Raw genomic sequence first — 24,546 nt, 5'->3', positions numbered from 1 at the left:
CGGAGGTCGGGGACCGGGCCAGGAGAGGTGTCGGCTCCCAGGGCACGACGTGGGGAGCTGGATCAGGCGAACACGTGCCCATCGGCTGCAAGCTAGCCGGTGGGGGAGTGGTCCCCACCATCGTTTCCCGGCGGGGTAGTGCGTGGGACGCCATGCCCCCCGAACTGGTGTCGGAGGGCGGCGACCACCTTCATGGCGGGGGAGTCGTCCTGGCGGGAGGAAAACCGCGCGAACAGGGCAGAGCTGATCACGGGGGCGGGGACCGCGTGGTCGACAGCCGCCTGCACCGTCCAGCGTCCCTCCCCGGAGTCCTCGGCATAACCGCGCAGTCCCGCAAGCTCCGGATCTTCCTCCAGCGCACGCACGAGCAGATCCAACAGCCAGGACCGGATGACGGTGCCCTCACGCCAGCTGGCGAAGGTTCCCGGAACGTCGGTGACCACGTCGGAGGCGGCCATGAGCTCGTATCCCTCGGCGAAGGCCTGCATCATGCCGTACTCGATGCCGTTGTGGACCATCTTCACGAAGTGGCCCGCACCGGTGTGGCCGGCGTGGATCGCGGCGCCCGGTGTGGGAGTGAGCGAGTCGAGGATCGGCTGGATCCGGGCGATGTCGTCGGTGGAGCCTCCGACCATGATTCCGTAGCCGTTGTCGAGTCCCCAGACTCCACCGCTCACCCCCGCGTCCACATACGCGATGCCTCGTTCGGCGAGCTGGGCGGCATGGTGGCGGTCATCCCGGTAGTGGGAGTTTCCGCCCTCGACGACCATGTCCCCGGCATCGAGCAGGCCGGCGAGTTCGGCGACTGTCTCGGCGGTCGGGTCGCCGGCGGGAACCATGAGCCACACCACGCGGGGCGCGGGCAGTTGGGCCACGAGCTCGGCCAAGGTGTCCACATCCCCGGCTCCGGGAGTGGTGTCGTAGCCCACGATCTCATGGCCGTCGCGCCGCAGGCGCTCGGCCATGTTGCCGCCCATTTTCCCCAAGCCGACCATGCCCAGCCGCATGTTCACTCCTTGTCTGTGCCGGGGCTACCGTTCCGTGGTCCTCGATCCGGTGTGTCGCGACGGAAACCGCTAGGCACGGTCTAGCCGGAGAGCCGGACCGGCATGATCAGATACCGGTAGGTGGCGTCCGCCACGTCCGGCGACTCTGACTCAGTGTCCGCGTCCGCGTCCGCATCCGCGTCGACGGGTTTCGCGGTGATGATCGCGGGCTTGGTGGGGGTGGTGAAGTGCATGCGGGCGATGTCGGAGTCGATGGCGTTCAGACCGTCCTGGAGGAGGGATGGGTTGAACGCCACCTGGATCTCGTCGCCGTCGAATTCGGCCGGGAGAACTTCCACAGCCTGGGCATCGTCGCCGGTTCCGGCCTCCAGAACAACCTGGCCCTCGCTGAAGGCGAGGCGCAGCGGAGTGTTGCGTTCCGCGACGAGGGACACGCGCTTCACGGCCTCGATCAGACTCGAGGTCCGGAGTTCCGCGGTGGCGTTGAAGGAGTCCGGCAGCAGCGCACGGTACTTGGGGAAATCTCCGTCCAGCAGCCGCGTGGTGGTACGACGGCCACCACCGGCGAATCCGATCATGCCCTCCCCACTCTCGGTTGTGGACAGGGCGATCGAAACCTCGGCACCAGAGGTGAGGGACTTGGCGGTGTCGGCGAGTGTCTTGGCAGGAACCAGCGCGACCGCGGAAATGTCGGGCTGCTGTGGATTCCAGTGCAACTCGCGCACGGCGAGACGGTACCGGTCTGTTGCGGCGAGGGTGAGGGTGTCCCCTTCGATCTCGACACGCACGCCGGTGAGCATCGGCAGGGTGTCGTCGCGTCCGGCCGCGACCGCGACCTGGCTCACGGCGGCGGCGAAGGCGTCGCTGCCCAGACTTCCGGTGACTTCGGGCATCTGTGGGAGTGCCGGATAGTCCTCGACCGGCAGTGTGGGCAGGGTGAACCGGGCGCTGCCACAGACAACGATGACCTTGGCGCCGTCGGTGCTGAGCTCCACAGTCTGTGGAGGCAGGTTCCGGGTGATCTCGGCGAGGAGCCGCCCCGATACCAAGGTGGTTCCCGGCTCCTCGCAGTCGATGTCCACGGAGACCTCGGCGGAGACCTCGTAGTCGAAGCTGGACAGCCGCAGTCGGGTCGGGGATTCCCCGTCCGTTGTGGCGCCGGCGTCCAGGAGGATGCCCGCGAGCACGGGCACGGACGGCCGCACCGGAAGAGTGCGTGCGGTCCAAGCGACAGCGTCGGCGAGTACGTCGCGCTCGACCCGGAACTTCACGATCGGACTCTCCATCCTGCTGGTTGAACCTGCTGGGCACGGGCTATCCGACCAACCCGGGGCCGGTGGACCGGTGTGCCGAGGAGTGGGGAACGGGTTCTTACCGTACCGCCACTGCGGGGTGGTCGTTGCCACACAACACGTCCTCCACGTGCTTGGGGACAACCAGCCGTTGTCGGTGAACGGAAGGGGGCACGTGTCCACAGATCAGTCCCGTCCCGGGGATGACGCGGTGGGGGTGTGTTTATAGGGGCGTCGTAGTAGTAGGGGGTGTGGAAACTGGGGACAACTATTGTTTGCGCAGGTCATCCCGGAAGTTTTTATCCACCGACCTTGTGGGTAGCGCTTGGGGACAACTGTGGAACCTGTGGAGGTTCACTGCGGATCCACAAGCATCCCGATGTTTGTCCACGAGTTGTCCACGAGTTGTCCCCCGGATACCCACAGGACTAGTGAGCCGATGATGTGATCTCAGTATCGACTATCCACCGGCTGTTCACAGCTCCTCCCCAAGTTGCCCACAACTTTCGGGCTGTTGTCCCCAGAGTTTTCCACGAGTTTTCCACAAGTGGTGGGTATGCCGCAGCGAGACGAACGAGGGACTCCAGCCCGTCGAAATGTCGGAAATCTAGCTGGAGTGACGTGCGTGAGCAGTCCGGTGGATCTGGTTCGGGGGGAGTTCCGTACTCCCAAGCCTGTGGATAACCACGTGTGATCCTGACCAGATCCGCGTCCGTTGACGTGGACAGTGGTCCCTCGGGGGACCACCGGGTGGGGTGGTCAGGACTTGGACTGCTGCTTGATGCGGTTGGTCAATTCGGTGACCTGGTTATATATCGACCTGCGCTCGGCCATGAGGGAACGGATCTTGCGGTCCGCGTGCATGACGGTGGTGTGGTCCCGGCCTCCGAACTGCTGCCCGATCTTGGGCAGGGACAGATCCGTCAGCTCTCGGCACAGGTACATGGCGATCTGGCGGGCAGTGACGAGCACCCGGGACCGGGAGGTGCCACAGAGGTCGTCCGTGGTCAACCCGAAGTAGGATCCGGTCTGCGCCATGATCGTGGAGGCGGTGATCTCCGGCCCCGCATCATCGGGAATCAGGTCCTTGAGGACGATCCCGGTCAGGTGCAGGTCGACCGACTGTCGATTGAGGCTTGCGAAGGCGGTCACCCGGATCAGCGCACCCTCGAGCTCCCGGATGTTCGTGGAGATCTTGCTGGCGATGAACTCGAGAACCTCGGGAGGAGCAGCGAGTCCTTCCTGGGCGGCCTTCTTCCGCAGGATGGCGATGCGCGTTTCCAACTCGGGGGGCTGGACGTCGGTGATGAGTCCCCACTCGAAGCGGTTCCGGAGCCGGTCCTCCAGGGTGTTGAGCTGCTTGGGCGGACGGTCGCTCGACACCACGATCTGCTTATTGGAGTTGTGCAGGGTGTTGAAGGTGTGGAAAAACTCTTCCTGCGTCTGCTCCTTGTTCTCCAGGAACTGGATGTCGTCCACCAGCAGGACGTCGATGTCGCGGTAGCGCCTGCGGAACCCGTCCGCCTTGCCGTCCCGGATGGAGTTGATGAACTCGTTGGTGAACTCCTCCGAGCTCACGTAACGGACCCGTGCTCCATCGTAGAGACGTTGCGTGTAGTGCCCGATCGCGTGGAGCAGGTGTGTCTTTCCGAGTCCGGATCCCCCGTAGATGAACAACGGGTTGTAGGCCTTCGCGGGCGCCTCCGCAACGGCCACGGCGGCCGCGTGGGCGAACCGGTTACTCGAGCCGATCACGAAGGTGTCGAAGGTGTACTTGGGGTTGAGCCGCGCCGGTTCGGCCGAAGTGTGTGGCTGGTTGCCCGAGGTTGTGTCCGGACCTGCCGGTGTGGGCGGTGGTGGGACCGATGTTTGACCACCACTGTCCGCCGGGGTGGGGGGAGTTTCGTCGATCTCTGCGGCTGTCCCGGTGGTCTCCGAGAGTTCTTCGTCCGCGGGGGCGGTGTCGCTCTCGGTGGGGCCGGCCTCGGTGTCGTCGGGTGCTACCTCGGGATGGTCGCCACGGTCCTGGGGAGCGGTCCCGCTGGTGCGGGGAACGGCTGTGTGCGGCCCACCGGCCGGGGTGGCTGTCTCGGCGGTGGCCGGGGACGGTGCGGGGCCTGGGGCCGGCGCGGGACCGGCGGAGGGCTGCTGTTCGTGGGCTGGTTCGTGACTGGGCTCGGGCGAACCGAACTGACCGGTGGGGACAGCTTCGGAGGTTCGGGCGGGCCCGGGAAGGTCCTCGGTGACGGAGCTGGAGGCCGGTTGGGCTGGCGCTGCCGGGGCCGGCGCTGGGGGCGGTGGGGAGGTTTCGGCCGATGTGTCCGGCAGTGTGTCCGGGAGCGCGGCAGGTGTGCGGGATGTCTCCGAGGTCACCGGTGTTGGCGGGGTGGGGTGGCTGAGGGCACTCGGCGCGGTCGGCTGCATCGCGGACGGGTCGACGGTGACCGCAACCCGGATCTCGCGGCCGAGCTCGGCGGACAGGGCGTGTGTGATGGTGGCGCGAAGCCGGTTCTCCAGGACGTCTTTGGAGAAATCGTTGGGCGCCGCCAGCAGCGCGGTGTCCTCGATCAGTCCGAGCGGGCGAGTCTGGAGGAGCCAGGCGCGCTGTTGCGGTGGGACCTCGGTGTTGTCGAGTTTGTCCAGCACGCTGGCCCAGACGGTCGCGAGATTCGTCTGTGCGTCAGCCACAATGACCTGCCATGGTTACGCCCTCCTGGCCGGATGCTCTGTCCCGCGTCTCGCGCGACAGAGCGTATGCCGCGATGTGGACGGTGCGTACCGTCGTCCGCGGACCGGTCTGCTCCTGTGGATCAAACTGTCGTCGTTGCAGGCGCCGCTTTGGACTCGCCGCGCCGTGACGGCCGGCGTGCCCGGACGGGCCGATGGGGCAGATCCATGTCACTGTTTGTTGGCAGCCATGGATTTCTCCACGTCACATGGGTTGGTTCGGGCTGGAGAGCCGGATGGACGCAGGTCGGCTCCGGAACGGTAACGCCTCTGTCTCATGCCGTTCAACTTCCACGCTACCGAGCCGCAGGGTGGACGTGCATCACAATGCACAGCCTGTGGAAAACTGGATGACCCGGGGTGTATCGGTTGTGCGCGCCGACGAACCCCCAGCGCCTGGCGAACCCCTGGGGCCCGGGGCGCCGAGAACCTCGGATAGGGCCCGCGCCAATCAGGCCAGGTTGACCATGGCTCTTGTGACGCATAGAGTTTCTACGTTCTGGCTTTTGTTCCGATGGCGCGGACCGCGCGGTCGTCGCCGCGGGTGCCGTTCGGATGCAGTCCGTATCGTGGACGTGAGGTCTGCGGACCCATGCCCCCGGGCAGCCAGCACAACACACGCATTCCGATCAACGTCCCTGGAGCCCAGCAGTGAGCAAGCGTACGTACCAGCCGAACAACCGGCGTCGCGCGAAGGTCCACGGCTTCCGGCTGCGCATGCGTACCCGTGCCGGGCGTGCCATCCTGAACGCGCGCCGGCGCAAGGGCCGCGCGCGCCTGACCGTGCAGCACTGAGCGCGCGGAGCAATAACGCGACGAAGGGCCGGACGCCCGCCGAGGGCGCCGGCCCCCTTCGTGTGTCTACGGGGCGCCCCGTTGGGATGTGGCAGGCATGTTGCCAGTGGAACGCCGGATCCGGCGTAGACATGACTTCGAACTGACGCTTCGGCACGGGCGGCGTGCCGGTCGAGCCGGGCTCGGGGTGGCGCTTCTCGTTCCCACCACGAGCGAGAGCGCCACCCCGGCGCGGGTCGGTTTCGTCGTCAGCAAGGCGGTCGGCAACGCTGTGGTGCGGAACCGTGTCCGACGTCGATTGCGGGAGCTGATGCGAACGCGGATCGACTCGCTGCCGGCGGGTAGCCTGCTAGTAGTACGCGCCAAACCCGTTGCCGCAACCCTTGGATACGACATGCTCGCCAGTCAGCTCGACGGGGCGCTGCGCAGCGCGCGGCGCCCACGGCGGGATGGGCAGAACCCCGGGCAAGGCCGGAAGCGGGCCAATGAGTGAGGTCAGACCGACACTGCCAGCCCGGATCCTCATTCTGCCGATCCGGGCTTACCAGCGCCTCATCAGCCCGCTGCTGGGGCCGGTCTGCCGGTTCGAGCCCTCCTGTAGTCGCTACACCGTCGAGGCACTTCAGGTGCACGGTGCTGCGAGAGGATTGTGGTTGGGTATTCGCCGCATTGCTCGGTGCCAGCCGTTCCACCCGGGAGGGTGGGATCCGGTTCCCCCGCGGAGGCCGGATGTGCAGGGCACCGAGCCAAGCACGGGCGAGAACGGTACGCCGGGTTCTGCCGGCGGATAAGTGGTCTCGAAGACGATCGAAGGAGTGACCCGTGGAAGGGACCATGGAGCTGGCATGGCTGAGCCCGTTGTACAACGTGATCGGGACGGTGCTGGTCTGGATCCACTCCGGGCTCAGCACGGTGCTGAATCCGGACAGTGGATGGGCGTGGGGGCTGTCCATTGTGCTGCTGACGGTGTGTATGCGGCTGCTGATGTTCCCGCTGTTCGTCAAGCAGATGAACACCCAGCGCAAGATGCAGGATCTTCAGCCGGAGATCCAGAAGCTCCGGGAGCGGTACAAGAACGATAAGCAGCGGTTGCAGCAGGAACAGATGAAGCTGTTCCAGCAGAGTGGAACGAACCCGGCAATGGGATGTCTGCCACTGCTGTTGCAGTTGCCGGTGTTCTTCGCACTGTTCCAGGTGTTGCGCAGTGTGGCCGAAGGGCAGGCCCGTTACGGCTTCAGTGAGGAGCTGGCCGAGAGCGCCCGCAGCGCCATGGTGTTCTTCGCTCCGATCGCCGCGAACTTCACGATGTCAGACAGTGACCTGGCCCAGTTCGGAGCGGAGCCGATCGCGGCGAAGGCCGTGATCATCGTTGCCTGTGTGATCATGGGTGTCACGACCTTCCTCACCATGCGCCAGAGCATCTCCCGCAGCATCAAGCAGATGCCGGACAATCCGATGATGCAGACCCAGAAGTTCATGATGTACCTGGCGCCGGCCTTCGGGCTGTTCGGTCTGGCGATGCCGGTGGGTGTGTTGATCTACTGGGTGAGCAACAACATCTGGACCATGGGCCAGCAGCACTACCTGTTCCGGAAGAATCCCGCGAAGACGGCCGCCAGCAACGGGGCTTCGGGGGCCGGAAAGTCGACGGGCGCGCAGGGACACGACGCAGACAGTGCCGCTGAGGGGGATGCGGAGTCTAGGATCGTGCGGCAGCAGCCGAAGAAGAAGCCCCGGTCCAAGCGGCGGCAGCGCAAGTAGTCGTGACGATGGGGCAGGGCCGAGAGGCCAAGTTCCGGTCGGTATCCGCGGGGAAGTGAGGAGAGAGCCCACCGTGAGTGAGAGCAGCACGCAGGACCCTCAGGCCAGCCTCGGTGCGGTGGACACGTCCGCTGATGGTGAGCCGGCGAACCCCCCGGTCGTCGATGTTGCCGCGCTGGAGAATGAAGGGGATATCGCCGCCGACTACATCGAGGGTCTGCTCGATATCGCCGATTTCGATGGCGATATCGATATGGACGTCGAGGGTGACCGCGCGATGGTGTCTGTGGTCGGAGCGACTCTGGACGAGTTGGTCGGCCAGGACGGTGAGGTGCTGGAGGCGCTCCAGGAGCTGACGCGTCTGGCCGTGTTGCGGGGCACGGGGGAACGTAGCCGGTTGATGCTGGACATTGGCGGCTATCGCGCGGATCGGCGCAAGGCGCTCGCCCGAGTGGGGGAGGATGCGGTTCAGGAGGTGCGGCAGTCTGGGGAAGCCAAGTCCCTGGAGCCGATGACCCCGTTCGAGCGCAAGGTGGTCCATGACGTCGTTGCGGCGGCGGGGCTGGCGAGTGAGTCTGAGGGGACGGAACCGGATCGTTATGTGGTGATTCGTCCCGCGTAGACGCTGCGATACAGCCGTTTCTGCCTCTGGGTTTCACGTGAAACAGGGGCTTTGGGAGCACAGTCGCGCCCCCCACGAACTAGGATCGTGGGGGGCGTATTGTACGGCGAGCGAGAGGCAGCAGTGGGTCGCACCTGCGGTGCCGAGGGGCTGCAACAGCCACCCCGGGAGGCCGAAGAGCTGTTTGGCTCGGCGTTGTCGCATGTAGAGCGATACGCGGAGCTGTTGTCGAGTGTCGGGGTTGACCGTGGGCTGATCGGGCCGCGGGAGGTACCGCGACTCTGGGAACGGCACCTGATGAACTGCGGTGTCGTCACTGAACTGGTTCCGGAGCGAGCCGAACTTGTGGATGTGGGCTCGGGCGCCGGACTTCCGGGCGTGGTGTTGGGGATTATGCGCCCCGATATCGTAGTGACCCTGATTGAGCCACTACTGCGTCGAAGCGTGTTCCTGCGAGAGTGTCGTGAGGAACTCCAGCTGGACAACGTGACGGTGGTTCGAGGGCGCGCTGAGGAGCTTGCGGGCCAGTACTCCGTCGACGTGGTTACGGCGCGGGCTGTGGCTCCGTTGCCGCGGCTGGCTGGGTGGGCGTTGCCCCTGCTGCGGCCTGGAGGGCAACTCCTCGCCCTGAAAGGTGCGCAGGCCGAGGCGGAACTGGAGTCCGCGCGGAATGATTTGTTGGGGCAACGCGCGAGCTCTGCCGAAGTGATTCGAGTCGGGAACGGTAAGGTCGATCCCGCTACGACGGTTGTTCGTGTCACAGCCGATTCCCGAGTAGGTGAGTCCCGGACTTCCACGGGGCGCCGAGGGTCGGGCGGCGGACGGAAACGCGGACGGAAGAGGTGACCCCAATCGTGGTCGAAACTCAGTGGAGTGGCGCGGAGACGCCCGGGGGCCGCGAATCCGGGCTCCCGACCGGTGAGCATGGGGACGTGCTTGCGACGGTTTCCCGTGAAACATCGCCACACTCCGGTGACGCCGGAGAAGAACTGGGCTCGGAGAACGGCGATACGCCGATCGCTAGAGCGGCCCGGTCCGCCATGGCGGTGCAGGGGCGTTCCGGGGAGGACAGCTGGCCCCGGCCTCCGCAGTGTCGTGTCATCAGCGTGGCGAACCAGAAGGGCGGCGTTGGCAAGACAACGACAACGGTGAATCTCGCGGCATCCCTGGCCATGCACGGGAATCGGGTACTGGTCGTGGATCTCGACCCCCAGGGCAACGCATCTACCGCGCTCGGAGCGGACCGTTCCAGTGGGGATCGCTCGGTCTACCATTGCCTTGTCGAGGGGGACAGCCTGACGAATCTGGCGCTCCCCGTGGAGGGTATCGAGGGGTTGTGGTGCGTTCCCGCAACCATCGATCTTGCCGGGGCCGAAATCGAACTCGTGTCTCTGGTGGCACGGGAAGCGAGACTGAAACGTGCCTTTGCCGAATACGACTACAGCCAGCTGGACTACATCCTGATCGACTGTCCTCCCTCACTGGGGCTGCTTACGGTGAACGCGATGGTCGCCGCAGACGAGGTGATGATCCCGATTCAGTGTGAGTACTATGCTCTGGAGGGACTGGGGCAACTGCTGCGCAATGTGGAACTGGTTCGCTCGCACCTGAACACCACCCTCCAGATTTCCACGATTCTGCTCACCATGTACGACGGTCGGACTCGGTTGGCCTCCCAGGTTGCAGAGGAGGTGCGTGGGCATTTCGGAGAGCTCGTACTCAATACCGTGGTTCCCCGGAGTGTGCGTGTCTCGGAAGCGCCCAGTTACGGGCAGTCGGTGATGACATACGATCCTGGCTCGTCCGGGGCCATGGCCTATCTGGATGCGGCACGCGAACTCGCGTTCCGCGCAGAGACGTTGGCTGGGAGCGCGACGGCGTAATCCGCGCTGAAGGGAGTGCCAGTTGAGTCAGCAACGGCGGGGGTTGGGCAAGGGTCTGGGGGCATTGATCCCTCAGGGGCCCGAAGTCTCGGGCAGCGCAGGCAGCGCTGACGCACCGGAGACCACGACCGAGATCCCCGTGGAGGAACTGCCGGACGGTACGCATCTCGCTGAGATTCCCGTGGCATCGGTTGTACCGAATCCTCGGCAGCCACGACAGCACTTCGACGACGAGGCGCTCGCCGAGCTCACGGCCTCGATCGTGGAAGTCGGCCTGCTCCAGCCCATCGTGGTTCGCAAGCGCAGCAGCCAGGAGCACGAGCTGGTGATGGGGGAGCGCCGCTGGCGCGCCAGCCAGGAGGCCGGGCTGGACTACATCCCCGCCATCGTGCGTGATATCGGAAACGATGAGCTGCTGCGGAATGCGCTGCTGGAAAACCTGCACCGCCAGGAGCTCAATCCCTTGGAGGAAGCCGCTGCGTATCAGCAGCTTCTGGATGACTTCGGTGCGACCCACGATGAGCTCGCTCGGCGGATCGGGCGCTCCCGTCCCCACATCACGAATACCCTGCGGTTGCTCAATCTGTCCCCTCCGGTGCAGCGTCGCGTAGCGGCGGGGGTCATCACCGCCGGACATGCGCGCGCGCTGTTGTCCGTGGAGGACAGCGAACAGCAGGACGAGCTGGCGCGCCGCATTGTGGCCGAGGGCCTCTCCGTGCGTGCGCTCGAGGAGTTGATTACCCTCAACCAGCGCGAGGCGTCCAGTACGACCCCGGCGCGGTCCCCAGCGAATGTCGACAAGTCCACATCGCCGCAGGTCGACGAGTGGGCACATCGACTGTCGGATCGCCTGGACACGCGCGTCAAGGTCAGTATGGGGCAGCGCAAGGGTCGGATTGTCGTCGAGTTCGCCTCGATGGAGGATCTTGAGCGTATCGCCGCGATGATGAGCGACCGCGATTCCTCCTCCCGCTAGCGGGAGGAGGTGTGCCCCGTGGGTCTCTCGGCCGGGGCCGGTTCCGGCGGGCCGTGCCGGATCCGGCCCATCACTGCGCCCGGCCGGGGGATGCCGGGAGCTATTGGATGGTTGCGGCGGTTGGGGCGTGCGTCCATGGGGCCGGGAAAGGCCGATACGAGGTAGGAAGCGGGCGATGACGATGACGAGGCCGGCCGCACCGTATCGTCTGCGGTGCCGGTGCCCGCAACACCGATCCGGAGTGTCCTCGGGGAAGCGCAGACACTCCATGCCACGGCTCAGGTAACTGGAGCGCACCGGGGCGTCGATTGCCAACGAAAACGGGGCCACGTTCGAAACGTGGCCCCGTTTCACGTGAAACGCCTACGGCTCGTCAGACGTAGCCGTCCAGTTCCTTGAGGAGGAGAGCCTTGGGCTTCGCCCCCATAATCTGCTTGACCACCTGGCCGCCCTGGTACAGGTTCATCGTGGGAATCTGCATCACGCCGTACTCGCGAGGCGTGTTCGGGTTGTGGTCGATGTTCAGCTTGGCGATGGTGAGCTTCTCGCCATGCTCCGAAGCGATCTCCTCCAGAACCGGGGCGACCTGGCGGCACGGACCGCACCATTCCGCCCAGAAGTCAACGAGAACGGGCTTCTCGCTCTGGAGAACTTCGGTCGCGAAGTTGTCGTCGGTGACCTCGATGAGGTTAGCCACGATGGTTACTCCTGATTCGGTGAAGACATCGGCGATTTGCCGACGTGACCTGTGCTACGCGCCCTGCTCCGCCAGGTAGCGTTCCGCGTCGAGTGCGGCCGAACATCCCGTCCCGGCGGCTGTCACGGCCTGCCGGTACCTGTGGTCGACAACGTCCCCGCTGCCGAACACCCCAGGAATACTGGTCTTTGTGGTGGGGGCCTGAACGGCGAGGTACCCTTCCTCGTCGAGCTCCAGCTGATCGGCGAACAGTTCCACCCGCGGGTCGTGACCAATCGCGATGAACAGGCCGCTGATCTCCAGGGTGCGTTCCTCGCCGGTGACCCGATCGCGCAGGCGCACGCCGGTGACCTTCGTGTCCCCGAGAACCTCGGTCACTTCGCTGTTCCAGATGAAGTTGATCTTTTCGTTGGCGAAGGCGCGTTCCTGCATAATCTTGCTGGCTCGCAGCTCGTCGCGTCGGTGAATGACGGTGACCGAACGCGCGAAGCGGGTGAGGAATGTCGCTTCCTCCATGGCCGTGTCGCCACCACCAACCACCGCGATGTCCAGGTCACGGAAGAAGAAGCCGTCGCAGGTGGCGCACCAGGAGGTGCCGCGGCCGGAGAACTCGTCCTCTCCAGCGACTCCCAGTTTCCGGTGCTGTGAGCCGGTGGCGATGATCACGGTTTTGGCGTGGAAGGTTTCCGCGCCCGCCTTGACGACCTTCGGGGTGGCGGTCAGGTCCACCTCGGTGGCATCGATCGGTCGCAGGTCGGCGCCAAAGCGCTCGGCCTGCTTCCGGAAGTGCTCCATCAGCTCCGGCCCGAGGATCCCGTCCTCGAATCCGGGATAGTTTTCTACCTCCGTCGTGTTCATCAGTGCGCCACCGCTGGTGACGGACCCTTCGAACACGAGCGGCTGAAGCTCGGCGCGCGCCGCGTACACGGCGGCTGTGTAGCCGGCTGGCCCGGATCCGATAATGATCACATTACGTACGTCGCTCACGCCTCAGGCCCCTTTTGTCCCTGTGTCGTCCCGTTGGCTGCCAGAACTCGATCCTGCCAACAGTCGACCCTCCCGGACAATTCCCGAGCCGATGCCGATCCATCTGACCTGCTGGTCCCCGAGCCTGGCCCCAGTTCCTGGAGGTGGCATGTGTCGGATGTCCGGGTGGGGTCAGGGCCGTGGAACCGTGGTCTGGGCCATGAGGTCACTCGCGCCGGAGGGGCAGCCCGGAGTGACCACCTGGATGCGGTAGTCACCGTTCTCACCCGCCGGCAGGGCGAGCATCCACGCGGGATCTCCCGCGAAGCTCGCCACATCCACGAGGAGTGGGGTGGTGGTGTCGAAGGCCTCGATGCAGGTCTGGATCGCCTCGTCTTCAGGTGTTCCGTCCGGCTCGGGGAACGACAGGTCCGTGCCCGGTTCGGGCGAGGAACCCGAACCGGGGGCCGCGACGCCCGAATCGCTCAGGACTCGGGTGGCCGCGTCCTCGAGGTCGGTGGTGGCATAGTCCGTATCACTGGCAACCAGCATCGGCTGGGCAGGAAGGACCGCATCTGGCGATTCTTCCTCGGGGGCCGTATCGGTGTCGTCCTGGGATGCGGCCCCGTCCAGTGCCGGGGGGTCATCGGAGCCGAGAGTGGCTTGGAGGATGGCAGTGCCCCCACCGAGGAGGAATACGATGGCGGCTGCGGCTACGAGGTAGGGCATCCAGCGGTTGCTGCGCGTGTGCGCTCCGCGCGAAGGAAGAGTGAGTACCGTCCCGGATTCTGCCTCCGCTCCGTGGGGCTCCTGCTGTTGGTCGGCTGCACCGGTCCCGTCGACGCGTGGGTGTGGCTCCTGTCCTCCCGTTGGTGCGAGCTCCGATTCCGCCTGGATGAGTGCACTGACCGAGTTCGCAGTCTCGGCATCCAGGGATGGGTACGCGACCGCGGACAGGATTCCGGGAACCTCGGACAGGTCACGTACGTAGCGTGACCATGACTGTGAGCACTGTGCGCATGTGTCGATATGCGTACGCAGTATCTCTTCGTCCTCCGAATCGAGCAGTCCCTCGGCGAGCAGCGGAAGGAACTCCGCAGCCCATGCCTCGAAGCACGGCTCGCACTGGTCAATGTGCGCACGCAGCTCATGCTCACTGGCAGGATCCAACAACCCATCCGCCAGTTGAGCCAGCCGCTCCGCCTCAACGTGTGACGTCACGACTACTTGCCACCTCCTCCATGAACTGTGACGTCTCGGAGCGGCTAGCGGTTCCTGAATTGCTCGAGATATGGCATGAGCCTCGCCCGTCCCCGGGCACAACGACTCTTCACCGTGCCGGTCGGGACCTCGAGGATGGCCGACACCTCGTCAACTCGATAACCCAACATGTCGACAAGGACGAGGGCGCTGCGCTGGTCCTCGGGGAGTTGCTCCAGCGCCTGGTTCACGTCCAGTGCGATATCGCTGACTCCCGCGGGATCCCCTGTGGACTTCTGCTGCTGGTGCGCGTGCGCCAGCAGGTCCAGATTCTGCTCGTCAGCGGGATCGCTGCGGTTGGAACGCCGTCGGCGAATCCGGTCGTTGCAGGCGTTGACGACAATCCGGTGCAGCCACGTGGTGACGGCGGAATCACCGCGAAAACGGTGTGCCGCACGGAACGCGGAGAGGAAGGCGTCCTGGAGCGCGTCCGCGGCCTCCTCCGGCTCGCCCAGCACCCGGATCGCCACAGCCCACATCCGGTCTCGGTGCCGCCGTACGAGTTCGTCGAAGGCCTGCCTGTCGCCCGCCGTGTGTCTGGACAACAGCTCACTGTCGGAGAGCTCCTGCACTGCGTCCATCACCGTGTTCACACGTTCCCGCGCAGTTCGACATTATGGATCGTCGCTCGGTAGTCCGAACCGTCCGAGGGTAGTTCCGTCAACCAGATCAGTACGTACTGACCCTCGGCTGGCTCGGACAGCGTAACCGGAAGCTCTCCGGACACCCCAGTCTCCGAGTGGACAGGAGACAGTGCCCCCAGATCAACCTCGTCGCCGACCCGCACCTCCAGATCCGTTCCCCCGTCGCCGAGGTGCAGGTCAAGCTCGGAAACTTCCACATCCGCACCCATGTCGACAAGGAGACCCACACCGCTCTTGAGATTCCCGAACTGTGCCGAGGTGTAGCCTTGGGTGCTCCATCCGGTGGAGTTGTCGCCGTCGATCGCCTCGCCGGCGCGGTCGCTGTGCTCGTCCCCATCGCCTTCGGGGTCGAAGCTGTCCGCGCCCGCCGGGGTCAGCAGTTCGAGGTCCTCGTCGTCCGGGTCCTCCTCGGATTCGCTGTCGGCCGCACCGTCGCCCGGATCGGACTCCGCGCCCGCGCTCTCGACGTCCGGGACACCCCAGGAGCGTCCCAGCATCCAGGCGCCTACGACCACGGCGAGGACAACCACCAGCGCTCCGGAGCCGAGGGCAACCACCCGCCAGGCAGGCCCGCGCCTCTCGGACGCGGGAGCGGAGCGTGACCGCGTGCGCGGCGATGGTGTGGCGGCGCGACCGTGGGCGGCGGAACCTCCCGGATCCGGTGCCGTGGAGGGGGCCGGGCCCAGTGCTGGCGTGCTGGGTAGTGGGATCCGACGCGGCATTCCCGTCAGCTCGGAGGCGAACTCCTGGACACTGCGTAGGACGGGACGTGCGGGGGTGGGGGACACCTGGAGGGCCGACCGGCAGACGACCTCGTTGAGCTGTGGGGGAATCCCGGCGCGCAGATGGCGTGGTTCTGCCGGATGCCCCTCGTGAATGGGGGCGCTGGGGAGTCCAACCGGGTCGTTGCCCGGCCACTGTGCCGTCAGCGCCGCGTACAGGAGGCGTCCCAGGCCGACTGTGTCCACCACGGCCGGGTCGGCCCCGGCTGGCTGGCCGTTGATGGCGGCATCCACACTCAGCCCGGTGATCTTGACAGCGCCACCGGCACTCCAGAACAGCTTGTCCGGAGTCAGGCACAGGTGGAAGATCCCGGCCGCATGGGCGGCTGCGATCGCCTCGGCAGCCTCGGCAACCAGCCCAACCGCGTGTTCATGGCCGAGTGGCCCCTCACTGGTGAGGAGATCGTGGAGGGATTGCCCGGTGACCCATTCCTCGACCACGTAGGCGACCGGGCCACTGTCGTCGGCATCGAACACCTGGGTCAGTCGGGAGTCGGCCACTCTGCTCGCGGCTCGCGCGGAACGCACGACGTCCTGAGTCCGCCCGAAGGCGTCGGTCAGGGTCCATATCGCGACACGTCGAGCCAGAGTCTCGTCGGTCGCTTTCCATAACGCGGCACCACCGCTGTCATGGACACGCTCGTCGAGACGGTAACGGCCGGCGAGTCGCTCGCCCGGTTGGATGACGAAGGTGCTCATACTGGGAGTCGTGAACGGGACGTCAGGCTTCGGCGAGCGTTTCGGGAGCGTGGAATGCTCCTGGGGGAGCGGGAGCCGCTCGATCCGGAGGCCATGTCGTCTGTCCCCAACCTCCCCTCCAGTCCATAGCTGCTCTTCACCCGCTCGTGAAAGATCCGTTCCATGCTAGGACGCACGACGTCCCCCTGAGGAGGACAGAGTACGTCGAATTCATCATTCACGTATTCGACGCACTGTGTCCGAACTGCACCTGAGCGCTCAACCACGGCGGAACAGGCGAGCTCGTACGAGTTCCCAGCATGTAGTGACCTCAGTCACATTCATGCGTTGTGCCACAAGTAGGTATAGCACGCCGCCGACGAGCCCTCCCGTGAGGATGGCCAGTACCGCCGGTAGGTAAGTACCGGGCAGCAGGTCGAAGGTAAGGACCATAGCTACCCCGAAGATCATGCTGGGTATACAGGCGAGATACAGGCGGACGACGGTGCTGGCCATGCGACGGCCGTCCAGGCCGTTCAGACGTTGACGCAGCACCCACCAGGCGAGGGCACACCCGATCACGTAGTACAGGCCGTAGGCGAACGGGAGTCCGAGCACCACGTATGCGGGATCGAGGAAGAACAGCAGGCCAATCGCCGTCGCCGCGTGGGCGGCCTCCGCCGGGAAGACGATCATTGCCGGGACCCGAGTGTCACCGAGTGCGTAGAAGACACGGAGTAGCAACTGGAACAGGGTGAACGGGATGAGCATCAGGGAGAAGCCCATCAGGATCCAGCCGATGCTCTGCGCATCCTCGACCGAGGTACTTCCGCGGGCGTAGATGAGCACACAGAACGGGACCGCGAACACCACCATGGCCATGGAGATCGGTACGATCAACACGGCGGACAGGCGGAAGCCACGGGAGAAGTCCGTGCGCACCCGGTCCTTGCGTCCTTCGGCCACGTGCTCACTCAGCCTCGGGAGCAGGGCGGTGATGACGGAGACCGCGATGATGGCGTAGGGCAGCTGGAACAGCAGGAACGCGTACTTGTACGCCGTGATTCCGGCGCCGGCGGCCCCGGCCTCCGCGGCCGCGACACCAGCCCGGGTCGCGACGTTCGTGGAGACGAGCATGCCGAACTGCGCCACCCCGATGTAGACCATCATCCACGAGGCCGCCCGGAGAGCTTCGCCCAGCCCCGATCCCCGCAGGTCCAGCCGGGGGCGCCAGCGGAATCCCGCCGCCCACAGGGCCCACAGCAGCACCGTTGCCTGGATCGCCTGACCTGCGGTGGTCCCCAACCCCAGCAGCGCGATGTGCTCTGGCCGCATATCCGAGGGGGTCATGCCGGGGCCGGCAACCACCAGGAACATGCTGCCGACCGTGATGATGGTCAGATTGTTCAGGACCGGTGCCCACATAGGGGCGCCGAACCGGTTCCGCGCGTTGAGCATCGCGCTGACAATCCCGCTAGCGCCGATGAAGAAGATCTGCGCCAACAGGAAACGCGCGAGGTAGACGGATACCTCGTGCTGTTCCGGAGTGAAGCCGCCGGCGTAGAGCCGGATCAGCCATTCCGCGCACAGGATCGCCACCGCAGTGATCAGCAGCAGAGCCAGGAGCACGGAGCTGAACAGGCGCTGTTCGGTGGCCGCGCCACCGTCGGCGTCCGCCTTCCGGCGTTTGACGAGAAACGGAACGAACACACTGGCCAACAACCCGCCGATCAGCAGGTCGTTGATGATGAACGCCACACTGTTGGCCGTGTAGTAGGCGTCCCCGAGCAGGTGTGTTCCCAGGGCCGCGGCCAGCACCACGGTACGCAGGAAACCCGTGGCCCGGGACACCACGGTTCCGGCGGCCATGAGCATGCTGGATCGCACCATGCTGGGGCCGGCCGAGTGCTCGGCCCCACCGATCTCGTCCCCTTCCTCTCCGGGACGATCCGCGGTCCCCGGGTCGCGGTAGTCGTCGGGAGCCCCGCTGGTGGTGAGTCCCGACTCCGGTTCCGTGGGTGGTTCGCTGCGCTCGACAGCATCAAGCGCCTCCTCGGGGGCGACCACCCGAGTGACCGGAGTGCGCTCAGCGTTCTCGTTGGACACCTTGGATACTTCCTCGAACGTGCGATGGGGGACTGGTTCCACGCAATGGGAGACCGGCGGTGTGCCGGGCCCGGGCCCGCGCACGTTCGGGGGTAGGGAACGTGCGGGAACTCACACGGTGCCTACCGGCGCAGTCGCGTGCGGGCGAGATCGTATAGCACTCCCAGCTCCTCGATACGCAGCAGCCGGGCGCTCAGCAGGAAAAGCCCCGCGCCGAGCACGCATCCCAACACCGGAGCACCGAGTGTGGTGACGACCGTGAGCCCGAACTGGGACTCCAGCCACCATGCGATCCCGAGGCCCGCCGCGACCGCCGGAGCGGAGGCGACGTGCAGCCGCAACAGTGTGCCAGTAATGCGGCGGCCGTCAAGCCCGCCCAGTCGTCGGCGCAGAACCTCACCACCCACCAGGAGCCCCACGAGGAACGAGGCCATATAGCCGGCCGCGACACCAACCACCACATACCGCGGGTCCAGGAGCAGGTAGGCGGTCGTCCCCAAGACGGCATGTACGCCCAGCATCAGCATGCCCAGGAAGGCCGGGGTGCGGGTGTCGCTCATCGCGTAGAAGACGCGGAGCATGAGCTGGAAGACGGAGAAGGGCACCAGGCCCAGGGCGAACGCGACCAGGACGTAGCCGATGTTCTGTGCGTCAGCCACGGAGGTGCTGCCGCGAGCGAAAACGAGCACGCAGATGTGCACCGCGAACACGGCCATCGCCAGGCCGGCCGGAACGAGCACCACCGAGGACATCCGTAGTCCACGCGAGAAGTCGGCGCGCACCTCGTCCCAACGGTGGTCGGCGGCCCGGTCGCTCATCTGGGGCAGCAGCACCGTGATGATGGACACCGCGATGATGGCGTAGGGCAGCTGGAACAGCATGTGTGCGTAGTTGTAGGCGGTGATCCCCGCCCCGACACCGTCGCCCTCGGCTGCGGCGACACCGGCACGGTTCGCGAGGTTCGCAGTGATGAGGAGCGCGATCTGAAGGGAAATGATGTAGACGAACATCCATCCGGCCGTGCGCAGGGCCTCGCCCAGCCCGGATCCCCGTAGGTCCAGCCGAGGACGCCACCGGAAACCGGCGGCGGACAGTGCCAGGAACAGGATGAGGGCCTGAACCGCGAAGCCGCTCGCCGTCCCGATGCCCAGCAGCGCGATCTGGGCGTCGCTGATCTCCTCCGGAGTGGTTCCGGGACCGGCGACCGCGAGGAACGTTCCCCCCACGGCCATGATCACCAGGTTGTTCAGCACCGGGGCCCACACCGGAGCCCCGAACCGGTTGCGGGTGTGCAACATCGCGCTGAGGAAGCCACTCATCCCCAGGAAGAAGATCTGGGCGAAGAGGAACCGCGCCAGCGCAACGGACACGTCGAACTGTGCTGGTGTGAAGTTGCCCGAGTACAGGCGGATCAGGAGTTCCGCGCTGAGAATCGCCACAGTGGTGAGAACGAGCAGCGCGAGCACGATCGCGGTGAACAGCCGGTTCTCGGTCGCACGCCCCCCGTCCTCATCGCGCTTACGTCGTTTGACGAGGAACGGAACGATGACGCTGGCCATGAGGCCGCCGAGGAACAGCTGCTCGATGATGAACGGAATGGTGAGAGCCGTGTTGTAGGCGTCCCCGAGCAGCTGGGTGCCGAGCGCCGCCGCCAGCACCACGGTCCTGCCAAATCCGGTGATGCGGGAAAAAAGCGTGCCCACGGCCATGACCATGCTGGAGCGCACCACGCTCGATCCCGCGGAGCCGTCGTCCTGACCACCGTCCCCGGTCACCTGCCCGGCGGCCGTCGTGCCGTCCTGGTTGTCGTCCCCCGGAGGTTCCGGCGGGCTGGGGGAGGGATCCTGCCCCTCCGTGGCCGAGACGTCGTCGTGAGGGGTACCTGAATCGCCGTTGGTCGTGTCGGTGGCCACAGTGCGTGTGCTCCCTTGTGGAAAAGTGGGTCACCATGGGACCCCGGGGGGACGGATTACGGGGTTTCGTCCACACCGGGAGTGGTGGAGTCCGAGCTGCTGGCATCGTTGATGCGCGCATCCCCGGCGACGTTGACGTCCTCGGAGTGCGAGTCGTCGTCGGGTCCGTCGCCATTGTGTCGCATTTCGGGGGAGTTCTGGACGCTCGTATCCGCAGAGGACGCGGGCGTGTGCTTCCTCCGCCACCGGCGTATGGTCCGGAGCATCAGCAGCGCCACCAGCAGGAGAGCCGCGAAGCCACTGATCACCAGTGCGGAGGTCCCCAAGCCGGTCACGTTCACGGGCAGTGTGGTCTCGTCCTCGCTGATCGGCTCCCCATCCGCGTTGTGCAGGCCGATTTCCAGCTCCGTTCGACCGTTCACCGAGGCCGACAGGGGAACGTAGACCGTGGTCTTGCCCCCTGGCGCGATTTCCATGGTGTCCGCGTAATCCCCGACCGCCAGGCGCTCCGAGTTCTGCGAGAACACAGAGAGGTGCACCGTCACCGAATGGTCGGGCAGGTCGTTGGCGACGAGGATGGGCGCCTCTCCGGATTTGCTGGCCATAGTGACCGGCTCCCCGGGCATGATGCGGACACTGCCCATCGACTCTTCCAGCGCGGTTGCCACCTGCTGACGGGCGCTCGCGGCCGGCGCACCCTCCTCGGCCCAGGCCGCGGACTCCAGCCGGAGGATGGCTGGCCGGTAGGGGTCGTCGTCCTCGGTGAGGATACTGCTGAAGAGGTCCGCCTCCGCGCGGATGTCGCTGATCTGGTCGAGGTAGGCACTGCTGAGGCGGGCGGGACTGTCCTCCGCAGCCCGCAGATCCTGACGCTCGTCCAGGGGCTGTGCGTCCTCCGCAAGATCCTCCAGGGCCACCGGTTCCAACCACGGCAGGGATTCGGTGGCCGTCACCAGTGCCGAGAGCAGGTCCGCCGTCGGGTTCCACGTGGCGGGTGGGGCGGCGATCACGGTCTGGCCCGTGTCGGGACGCTCCGCACTGATCAACGCGGTCTCGGCGATGTAGCGCTGCTGGGCGAGGGTTGTCTCCCCCGGGGTGGCCACCGGGGTGCCGAGAATCTCGCTGAGCCGACGGTCGGTAGCAAGCGCCGTGACCTCGGTGTCGTCCCCCACCGTGAGCACGGTGGCGGCGTCGGGCGTATGACCGGCCCAGTCCTGTGCCGGTAGGGCCGAGTCGTCGAACACGAAAGTGGTGGCGCCCTCCTCGGCCAACAGCTCCAGAGAGGCCGCGTCCGCCGTCTTCCGGGGCAGCCACAGTCGTTCGGCCCCGACATCCAGGTCCAGTCGTTCGTCCAGGGTCTCCGTGGCGAGACGGTGTGCGGCGATGGCGTCCTGCTCCAAGTCGGCCTCGACCAGGCTCCCAATACTCGGACTGGCGTAGGCCGAAGGGACAACCGACGTCTCGGCCAGGCCCTCCTGGGCGCGGTCGAGCCATGCCCCCGCGTTGGGATCCGGCTCGTGCGGCTCCAGTCGCGGCTCGCCCTGGGCAGGGACCGCGGTGGGGTTCTGGAGCACCTGGTAGCTCGAGGTCATTCGGGACACATCATCCACGAGGGCTGGATCGACGGCCCAGGTCAGAGGGATTCCGTCCGTACGTGTCGCGGGAGGAGCCCCTCCCACGCCGTTGTCCTCGTCCTCGGAGCCCTCGGAACCCGAGGGCTCGTCCTCGTCGGGCTCGGATGCGTCGGTGGACTCCGTCTCCTCGTCCTCCGCGTCGTCGTCAGCGCCTTGGCTGTCGGCGCGGAGCCCCAGTGTCAGCAGCCGGTCCAGTCGTCCTCCCGGGGCGAGCTGCTCGGCGAGCTCGTTGCCGAGGTAGGTGTCGTCGTCCGCTCGCTGGGGCCGGTCGGCCAGCGGCCAAACCCAGGCAATCTCCGTCGGTTCGATCTCCTCGTCCGGCGATCCGGTGTAGGGCAGGAAGGAGTCCAGGGCGCCGAGTGTGGAGCCGGTGCTGTCCACAGCATCCACGGTGAGGGGATAGACCCCGAAGTCCTGCACGTCGATGTCCTCCATGTCGATACGGAGGGTGTAGTCGACGCTGTCCCCGGGCTCCAGAGCCTCATCCAGTGACTCGTCGGTCCCGAAGCGTTGGGGTTGCGGTGCCTCCCCGTCCGCATGGTGGGCCAGGCTGGTGCGGGTGGTCAGAGGCTGGGAGGAGTACCGGAGCCGAACGGTGACGGAGTCGAGGGGTGCGTCCTCGGTGTTTGTCACCGTTCCGGAAACCGTGAGTGTCGCATCCTCCGCCACAGCCATCGGGGTGATGCTCTCCACGGACAGGGCATCGGCCGGCTCTTCGATCGAGGAGTCCTGGGCTGCACTGTCCGCACTGCTGGCACTGCTGGCACTGCTGGCACTGTCAGGGTCATCCCCGTTGTCGGTGGCCGGGGCGGTGACCGGGGACACGGCCGGGGCGTCGGCCGAGGCAGCGCTGCTGGTGGCCGAACCTCCCAGAGTTTGCTCGGTCATGGGCGCGGAGCTTGCCAGTACAGGCAGCAGTGCGACGGCCGTCACAGCGGCCGGAGCGCAGTGAGCAAGTCGACGCACGCCTCGCAGTTCCCGTCCGGATTTCGGAAGTCGGCCCCCGTAGGAGGTTCGGGCAGCCCGAGCCACCCGGGTTGTGGCCATGGTCTGGCCAGACAATACCGTCTTCGCGGAGGTGGACCCACGTCCACGCTGCCCAGGCGTGCCAGCCGGAACCGATGGCGATTCGCGCGCACATCCGTGCTGCGCCTAGTCTCAGTGCTGTGTCGAAGGAAGAGGCCCACCACCGCACGGACGTCGTCGACCCCGGGGGAGCCCAGGCCGGTCCCGCGTCCCTGGAGGAACGTCAGCTCGCGGCCCTGGCGCTGCTCTCCCAGCGGTTCGGGACCGTGTGCGCCGAACTGGGGGAACGGTTCGCCGCCGCCGGCCACGAACTCGCGATTGTGGGGGGCCCCGTTCGAGACGCTCTCCTCGGCAGAGACGTCACGGACCTGGATCTCACCACTGACGCCACACCGCAGCGCATCCTGGAGTTGGTCGAGGGTTGGGCCGAGGCGGTCTGGACGATCGGCATTGACTTCGGAACTGTGGGCCTCCGCAGGTCCGGGCACCAGCTGGAGATCACGACCTACCGGACGGAGAGCTACCAGCCGAAATCCCGCAAACCCGAGGTGCGGTACGGGGAGTCGTTGCGTGGCGACCTGATGCGCCGGGACTTCACGGTGAACGCGATGGCGGTTCGGCTGCCGGAGGTGGACTTCGTAGATCCGTTCGGGGGCCTGGAGGATCTGGACGCGGGGCTACTCCGGACTCCCGCCCCGCCGGAGGAGTCGTTTGGCGACGACCCGTTGCGGATGCTGCGGGCCGTACGGTTCGCGGCACAGCTACAGTTCCGGATCGACGAGGGAACGCGGGACGCGGCGGCCCGGATGGCTGACCGGATTGCCATCGTGTCGGCGGAACGGTGCCGGGACGAGCTCAGCAAACTCCTGCTGACTCCGCAGCCGCGGATTGGCCTGGAGGAACTGGTCGATCTGGGGCTGGCCGCGCAGATCCTGCCGGAGCTTCCCGAACTGCGCCTCGAGATCGATGAGCACTTTCGGCACAAGGACGTCTACGAGCACTCGATGACCGTGCTGGAGCAGGCCATCGACCTGGAGCGGGAACGGGGTATGGAACCGGACCTGGTGCTTCGGCTCGCCGCCCTGCTGCACGACATCGGAAAGCCCCGGACCCGGGCCTTCGTCCCGGGCGGTGGAGTGACCTTTCACCATCACGAGGTTGTCGGGGCCTCGATGAGTAAGAAGCGATTGACGGCCCTGCGGTTTCCAAAAGACGTCGTGGCGGCGGTGACCAAGCTCGTATCCCTGCATCTGCGATTCCACGGATACGGCTCGGGAGAGTGGACGGACTCGGCTGTGCGGCGCTACGCACGCGACGCCGGCGATCAGCTGGAGCGACTGCACGTCCTCACCCGCGCGGACTGCACCACCCGCAACCGACGCAAGGCGGCGGCGCTGGCACGCGCCTACGACGACATTGAGCAGCGCATCGAACGGCTGGAGCGGGAGGAGGAGCTCAGCCAGCTCCGTCCGGACCTGGACGGCAACGAAATCCAGGAGGTCCTGGGCATCGGTCCGGGGCCACTCGTGGGCAAGGCCTGGCGGTTTCTCCTGGAGCTTCGGATGGAGCACGGCCCGCTCGGTAAGGAGGCGGCGGCCGAGGAACTGCGACGTTGGCAGGCCGAGCAGCCGAGCAACGGCTAGTCCGATTCGGGGAAGCGCGACGGTCCCATCCAGGGCGCCTCGGTCCCGCTGGCAGACACACCCATCGGCCCTGCTCAGTCCCCATCGTCCGGGGAATCCCCCCCCCAGGCGCCAGAGCCGCCTCAACTCCCCCT

General features: G+C 66.3%; 20 protein-coding genes. 9 read left to right on the top strand and 11 right to left on the bottom strand.

Annotated elements, in window-relative coordinates:
* Positions 1 to 92: 92 nt before the first annotated feature.
* The 3 genes from gnd to dnaA form a co-directional block, all read right to left on the bottom strand.
* Positions 93 to 1,007 (bottom strand): phosphogluconate dehydrogenase (NAD(+)-dependent, decarboxylating), encoded by a 915-nt coding sequence (gene gnd / locus RIF23_RS14325; RefSeq protein WP_310913028.1) that lies wholly within the window; start codon positions 1,005 to 1,007, stop codon positions 93 to 95.
* An 80-nt stretch (positions 1,008 to 1,087) separates the two neighbouring features.
* Complete coding sequence (dnaN, locus tag RIF23_RS14320) at positions 1,088 to 2,278, bottom strand: DNA polymerase III subunit beta (RefSeq protein WP_310913027.1); 1,191 nt, start codon at positions 2,276 to 2,278, stop codon at positions 1,088 to 1,090.
* Between the two features lie 780 nt (positions 2,279 to 3,058).
* Positions 3,059 to 4,987 carry a chromosomal replication initiator protein DnaA gene (dnaA, locus tag RIF23_RS14315; RefSeq protein ID WP_310913026.1) on the bottom strand — a complete coding sequence of 643 codons (1,929 nt, stop codon included), beginning with the start codon at positions 4,985 to 4,987 and terminating at the stop codon, positions 3,059 to 3,061.
* 690 nt (positions 4,988 to 5,677) lie between these two features.
* On the opposite strand from dnaA, the gene rpmH reads away from it, so the two are divergent.
* From rpmH to RIF23_RS14275, 8 genes are all read left to right on the top strand, one after another.
* Complete coding sequence (gene rpmH / locus RIF23_RS14310) at positions 5,678 to 5,821, top strand: 50S ribosomal protein L34 (RefSeq protein WP_310913025.1); 144 nt, start codon at positions 5,678 to 5,680, stop codon at positions 5,819 to 5,821.
* A 97-nt stretch (positions 5,822 to 5,918) separates the two neighbouring features.
* A complete protein-coding gene (rnpA, locus tag RIF23_RS14305; RefSeq protein WP_310913024.1) occupies positions 5,919 to 6,314 on the top strand; it encodes a ribonuclease P protein component in 396 nt (131 codons plus the stop codon).
* Positions 6,307 to 6,612, top strand: a complete 306-nt coding sequence (yidD, locus tag RIF23_RS14300) for a membrane protein insertion efficiency factor YidD (protein ID WP_310913023.1) — start codon at positions 6,307 to 6,309, stop codon at positions 6,610 to 6,612. Before rnpA ends, yidD begins: the two co-directional genes overlap by 8 nt.
* A 43-nt stretch (positions 6,613 to 6,655) precedes the next feature.
* Positions 6,656 to 7,582, top strand: a complete 927-nt coding sequence (gene yidC, locus RIF23_RS14295; RefSeq protein ID WP_310913219.1) for a membrane protein insertase YidC — start codon at positions 6,656 to 6,658, stop codon at positions 7,580 to 7,582.
* A gap of 118 nt (positions 7,583 to 7,700) precedes the next feature.
* Positions 7,701 to 8,204 carry a Jag family protein gene (locus RIF23_RS14290; RefSeq protein ID WP_310913218.1) on the top strand — a complete coding sequence of 168 codons (504 nt, stop codon included), beginning with the start codon at positions 7,701 to 7,703 and terminating at the stop codon, positions 8,202 to 8,204.
* A 150-nt stretch (positions 8,205 to 8,354) separates the two neighbouring features.
* A complete protein-coding gene (gene rsmG / locus RIF23_RS14285) occupies positions 8,355 to 9,050 on the top strand; it encodes a 16S rRNA (guanine(527)-N(7))-methyltransferase RsmG (RefSeq protein WP_310913217.1) in 696 nt (231 codons plus the stop codon).
* 194 nt (positions 9,051 to 9,244) lie between these two features.
* On the top strand, positions 9,245 to 10,087 hold the full coding sequence (locus RIF23_RS14280; protein WP_407659478.1) for a ParA family protein: 843 nt from the start codon (positions 9,245 to 9,247) through the stop codon (positions 10,085 to 10,087).
* A 22-nt stretch (positions 10,088 to 10,109) separates the two neighbouring features.
* Positions 10,110 to 11,063 (top strand): ParB/RepB/Spo0J family partition protein, encoded by a 954-nt coding sequence (locus tag RIF23_RS14275; protein ID WP_310913022.1) that lies wholly within the window; start codon positions 10,110 to 10,112, stop codon positions 11,061 to 11,063.
* 373 nt (positions 11,064 to 11,436) lie between these two features.
* Here RIF23_RS14275 and trxA read toward each other — a convergent pair whose 3' ends face one another.
* From trxA to RIF23_RS14235, 8 genes are all read right to left on the bottom strand, one after another.
* On the bottom strand, positions 11,437 to 11,760 hold the full coding sequence (trxA, locus tag RIF23_RS14270; RefSeq protein WP_310913021.1) for a thioredoxin: 324 nt from the start codon (positions 11,758 to 11,760) through the stop codon (positions 11,437 to 11,439).
* A gap of 54 nt (positions 11,761 to 11,814) precedes the next feature.
* Entirely contained in the window at positions 11,815 to 12,747 is a 933-nt protein-coding gene (gene trxB / locus RIF23_RS14265; protein ID WP_310913020.1) for a thioredoxin-disulfide reductase, read from the bottom strand.
* 171 nt (positions 12,748 to 12,918) lie between these two features.
* Complete coding sequence (locus tag RIF23_RS14260) at positions 12,919 to 13,947, bottom strand: zf-HC2 domain-containing protein (RefSeq protein WP_310913019.1); 1,029 nt, start codon at positions 13,945 to 13,947, stop codon at positions 12,919 to 12,921.
* A 44-nt stretch (positions 13,948 to 13,991) separates the two neighbouring features.
* A complete protein-coding gene (sigM, locus tag RIF23_RS14255) occupies positions 13,992 to 14,567 on the bottom strand; it encodes an RNA polymerase sigma factor SigM (protein ID WP_310913018.1) in 576 nt (191 codons plus the stop codon).
* 8 nt (positions 14,568 to 14,575) lie between these two features.
* Positions 14,576 to 16,111: a hypothetical protein gene (locus RIF23_RS14250; protein WP_310913017.1), complete on the bottom strand. Its 1,536-nt coding sequence runs from the start codon at positions 16,109 to 16,111 to the stop codon at positions 14,576 to 14,578.
* A 258-nt stretch (positions 16,112 to 16,369) separates the two neighbouring features.
* Complete coding sequence (murJ, locus tag RIF23_RS14245; RefSeq protein ID WP_310913016.1) at positions 16,370 to 18,196, bottom strand: murein biosynthesis integral membrane protein MurJ; 1,827 nt, start codon at positions 18,194 to 18,196, stop codon at positions 16,370 to 16,372.
* A gap of 122 nt (positions 18,197 to 18,318) precedes the next feature.
* Positions 18,319 to 20,109, bottom strand: a complete 1,791-nt coding sequence (gene murJ, locus RIF23_RS14240) for a murein biosynthesis integral membrane protein MurJ (protein WP_407659473.1) — start codon at positions 20,107 to 20,109, stop codon at positions 18,319 to 18,321.
* Between the two features lie 56 nt (positions 20,110 to 20,165).
* Positions 20,166 to 22,631 (bottom strand): DUF6049 family protein, encoded by a 2,466-nt coding sequence (locus tag RIF23_RS14235; protein ID WP_407659472.1) that lies wholly within the window; start codon positions 22,629 to 22,631, stop codon positions 20,166 to 20,168.
* A 350-nt stretch (positions 22,632 to 22,981) separates the two neighbouring features.
* Here RIF23_RS14235 and RIF23_RS14230 point away from each other — a divergent pair, with 350 nt between their 5' ends.
* Positions 22,982 to 24,412, top strand: a complete 1,431-nt coding sequence (locus tag RIF23_RS14230) for a CCA tRNA nucleotidyltransferase (protein WP_407659476.1) — start codon at positions 22,982 to 22,984, stop codon at positions 24,410 to 24,412.
* The last annotated feature ends 134 nt before the right edge of the window (positions 24,413 to 24,546 follow it).

It is taken from the genome of Lipingzhangella rawalii, assembly GCF_031628175.1.
Classification (GTDB): domain Bacteria; phylum Actinomycetota; class Actinomycetes; order Streptosporangiales; family Streptosporangiaceae; genus Lipingzhangella_A; species Lipingzhangella_A rawalii.
This window is presented reverse-complemented; position numbering and strand designations above follow the sequence as displayed.